Annotated in this window: 1 protein-coding gene; it reads right to left on the minus strand. The window is 64.6% G+C overall.

The features are described 5' to 3' along the window. Positions 1–4,291, minus strand: a 4,291-nt coding sequence (locus tag AB3X98_RS41815; RefSeq protein ID WP_368610449.1) for an amino acid adenylation domain-containing protein, incomplete at both ends; no start/stop codon positions are given.

Below are 4,291 nucleotides of genomic sequence, written 5' to 3' on the forward strand. Positions count from 1 at the left end.
TATAAATCTCGCCCACCGCACCAAACGGCACGGGCGCGCCATGACCGTCCAGCAGGTACACCCGCGTGTTCGAAATCGGACGGCCGATCGGGACCACTGACCCATTAAAATCAGCCGGGCAATTCCACACTGTCGCGCAGACTGTTGTTTCGGTCGGGCCATAAGCGTTGACAATTGATGCCGGAGCCAGACTTTGGATGAGTTCAGCCTTCGGCAGCTCTCCAGCAAGAATGAGAACTTGCGAAGCCAAACACTCCAGATTCCTGCTTGTCTGCAGCAACGCTGGGGGTAACGTCGCATGCGTGATGTCTTCGCTTCGGAGATAATCCGATAGCTTGTTACTCGCTTGACGTATCTCGTCCGCAGGCAAGTGCAATGCGGCTCCAGAGCCAAACGCCATAAGAAGCTCCCAAGCGCTTGCATCAAACCCAACGGACGCAAACTGCGCCACTCGGCTGTTGGGAGAAGCGCCAAAAAGACCGCCCTGAGCCAAAACCAGATTGACCAACCCCCCATGCTGGACCATGACGCCCTTTGGGTTTCCGGTTGAGCCTGAGGTGTAGATCACATAGGCGAGATGGCGGGACGTGAGGCCAAGCGTGCGCGGCTCCGGGTCCGAAGGCGGCCGCTCGCCCCAGACCGGCGTGGCCGTCTCCAGATCAACCGCTATCACATCGGTCAGCACCTCGGGCCCGAGTGCGGCGCGGCCGGCCGCATCACAAAGCAGCAACTGCGGCGCGGCATCGCCCAGCACCTGGCGCAGCCGCTGAGACGGATAGGCCGGATCCAGCGGTAGATAGGCGCCCCCCGCTTTCAGTATCGCCAAGAGCCCCACCACCATCGCCGGGCTGCGCTTCAGGCAGATCGCCACCGGCTGATCCGGCCTGACTCCGAGTGCGATCAGATGATGGGCCAGCCGGTTGGCCCGCGCATTGAGTTCGCCGTAGCTCAGTCTCTCGTTCTCGTGGACCACCGCCACCGCCTCCGGTGAGCGGCGCACCTGCGCCTCGAACAGCTCGTGGATGCACTGCTCCGACGGATACGCCGCTGCCGTGCGGTTCAGATCCTCCAGCAGATAGTTGCGCTCCTCAGCCGGCAGGATATCGAGCTCTCGCACCGGCGTGTTGGGCGCATGCTCCAGCGCCTCCGCCAGTTGCTCGAGCGCCCGCTGCATATAGCCGCAGACTCGATCCGCAGAGACAGGCTCCGCCAACTGCGCCGTCAGGCCGAGCGCTTCGCCATAATCCTCGACCGACAGGCTCACGGGATAGTTGGTGCGCTCCTCGCCGCCGAGCCATTCCACGCCCGACAGGACATCATCCGTTCCGGAGCCGGGCGTGGCCGCCGGCCTGTTATGGCGGTAGTTCAACAGCGCGCTGAACAGCGGCGTCGGCGCCGCAACGCCGCTGCAGCGTTGCGCCAGCGCCAGCGAGGCATGCTCGTGCGCCAGCAGCTCGGAAAGCTGCGCGTGGGTGCTGCGCACGCTCGCCGCAACCCCGGTCTCGTCCAAGGCAAGCCGCACAGGAAGGGTGTTGATGAACAGGCCCATTGTGCTGTCGGCGCCCCCACCCGCGTGCATCCGGCCGAACAGCACCGTGCCGAACACCACCTGCTCTCGGCCGCTGCTGCGCGCCACCACCTGCCCCCAAGCCAGATGGCACAGGCTGGCCAGGCTTACCCCGAGCCGCCGCGCCTGTTCGCGCAGCCGCTCGTTGAGCGCCTGCGGCAGCATCCAATGCGCCTCGCCGACGCCACTGCCGTCGCCGTAGACCTCGCTTCGCCCGAACGGCATGGTCGGCTCGTCGATGTCGGCCAGCAGTCCTCGGAAGAACTCTTCATGCGCCTTGGCATCAACAGCAAGACGCGCCTGCGCCACCAGATTACGAAACGGCAGCGGCGCGGCCAGTTCAGAGGGCCGCCCTGCCAGCATGGCCCGCACCTCGGCATGCCTCACTTCGAGCGTCGTGTGATCCCCGATCAAATGATGCTGCAGCTCCAGCAGCAGCCAGCCACCGCTGCCGGGATCGCGCGCGGTCACAAACCGTAACAAGGGTGCACGGCCAAGATCGATGCGCTGCCGGCGCGCACCAAACCGGCGCCGGAGCTCATCGGCGCCGGAACCATCACAGCCATCCAGCTCGACCTCGCTCACCTCCAGCGACGCACGACGCCACACCACTTGGGCCGGGCTCGACAGTCCCTCCCAGACAAAGGCCGTGCGAAGGATGTCGTGCCGGTCCACCACTTGCTGAACTGCACCAAGATAGCGCTCCAACAGGCTACGGTCGGCAAACGCCATCTGCGATACCAGCAGATAGGGATCGCCCCGGCTAGCCAGCAGATGATGGAACAGGATGCCGTCCTGCAGCGGCGACAGCGCATAAATGTCCTGGATGTTGCCCAGCCCCCCGGGCACCGTGGCCACCACCCGGTCGATCTCCGCCTGGCTCAGCCCGATGAGCGGCAGCATCCCGGGGGTGATCGCCGTACTTTGCGTGGTGATCAGGTTGGCGGGGACCGCGACCTCCTGATGGCGCCCTAGGCTGGTCGCCAGATCGGCCAGCACCGGCCGCGCGAACAGCGTGCGCACTTCCATCCCCAGCGAGCGCTGCCGCAGCCGCTCCATCACCCGCACGGCCAGCAGTGAATGGCCACCGAGCTCGAAGAAGTTGTCGTAGCGACCGACCCGTTCGACCCCGAGAAGTTCCGCCCAGATCTCTGCCAGCACCGTCTCGAGCTCCCCGCGCGGCGCCTCATAGGCCGCCCGCGCATAGGCATCGTCAGCCGGCGCCGGCAGTGCCTTGCGGTCGAGCTTGCCGTTCACCGTCAGCGGCAGCTCCGATAGCCGCACGAACGCCGACGGCACCATGTAGTGCGGCAGCCGCGCACTTAGATGCGCGCGCAAGGTGTTGGCAAGGTCAGGGCCATCCAGCTCATCCGATTGAGCTTCGGGCGCACACACCACATAGGCGATAAGATGCTTGTCGCCGGCGCGGTTCTGTCGCGCCACCGCCACCGCCTCGCGTACCCACGCGTGCCCGCACAGGTGCGCGGCCACCTCGCCCGGCTCGATGCGAAAGCCCCGGATCTTGATCTGGTCGTCATTGCGCCCCAGGAACTCCAGATTGCCGTCCGGCAGATAACGCCCCACGTCGCCGGTCCGGTACAGCCGATCGCCCTCCACAAAGGGACTGGCGATGAACCGCTCGGCTGTCAGCTCGGGGCGGTTCAGATAGCCCCGCGCGACCCCCGCCCCGCCAATATAAATCTCGCCCACCGCACCAAACGGCACGGGCGCGCCATGACCGTCCAGCAGGTACACCCGCGTGTTCGAAATCGGACGGCCGATCGGGACCACTGACCCATTAAAATCAGCCGGGCAATTCCAGGCCGTTACGTCGATAGCAGCTTCCGTGGGACCATATAGATTGTGCAGACCGGTCCAAGGTAATACGCACCGAACCTTCTGCGTAAGGGAAGCAGAAAGCGCCTCACCACTACACACGAGACGCTGCAGGGATGTGCAGCGATCAACGCCCTTCGTATCCATGAAGCTGGCCAGCATGGATGGTACAAAGTGAGCGGTGGTGATGCGTTGGCCGATTATCAGGTTTACAAGCGCATCTGGGTCTTTGTGCACACCTGGAACCGCCAGCACCAGGGTTGCCCCTTCAAGCAATGTCCAAAAGAATTCCCAGGCAGAGACATCGAAGCTAAACGGGGTCTTCTGCAAGACGACATCAGCCGTATTGAGTGCATAGGCCTTTTGCATCCAGATCAGGCGATTGATAATAGCTCGATGCTCATTCTGCACCCCTTTGGGAGTTCCGGTTGAGCCTGAGGTGTAGATCACATAGGCGAGATGGCGGGACGTGAGGCCAAGCGTGCGCGGCTCCGGGTCCGAAGGCGGCCGCTCGCCCCAGACCGGCGTGGCCGTCTCCAGATCAACCGCTATCACATCGGTCAGCACCTCGGGCCCGAGTGCGGCGCGGCCGGCCGCATCACAAAGCAGCAACTGCGGCGCGGCATCGCCCAGCACCTGGCGCAGCCGCTGAGACGGATAGGCCGGATCCAGCGGTAGATAGGCGCCCCCCGCTTTCAGTATCGCCAAGAGCCCCACCACCATCGCCGGGCTGCGCTTCAGGCAGATCGCCACCGGCTGATCCGGCCTGACTCCGAGTGCGATCAGATGATGGGCCAGCCGGTTGGCCCGCGCATTGAGTTCGCCGTAGCTCAGTCTCTCGTTCTCGTGGACCACCGCCACCGCCTCCGGTGAGCGGCGCACCTGCGC

The sequence above is a fragment of the Paraburkholderia sp. BR14312 genome, from assembly GCF_040948675.1.
Taxonomy (GTDB): domain Bacteria; phylum Pseudomonadota; class Gammaproteobacteria; order Burkholderiales; family Burkholderiaceae; genus Paraburkholderia; species Paraburkholderia nodosa_A.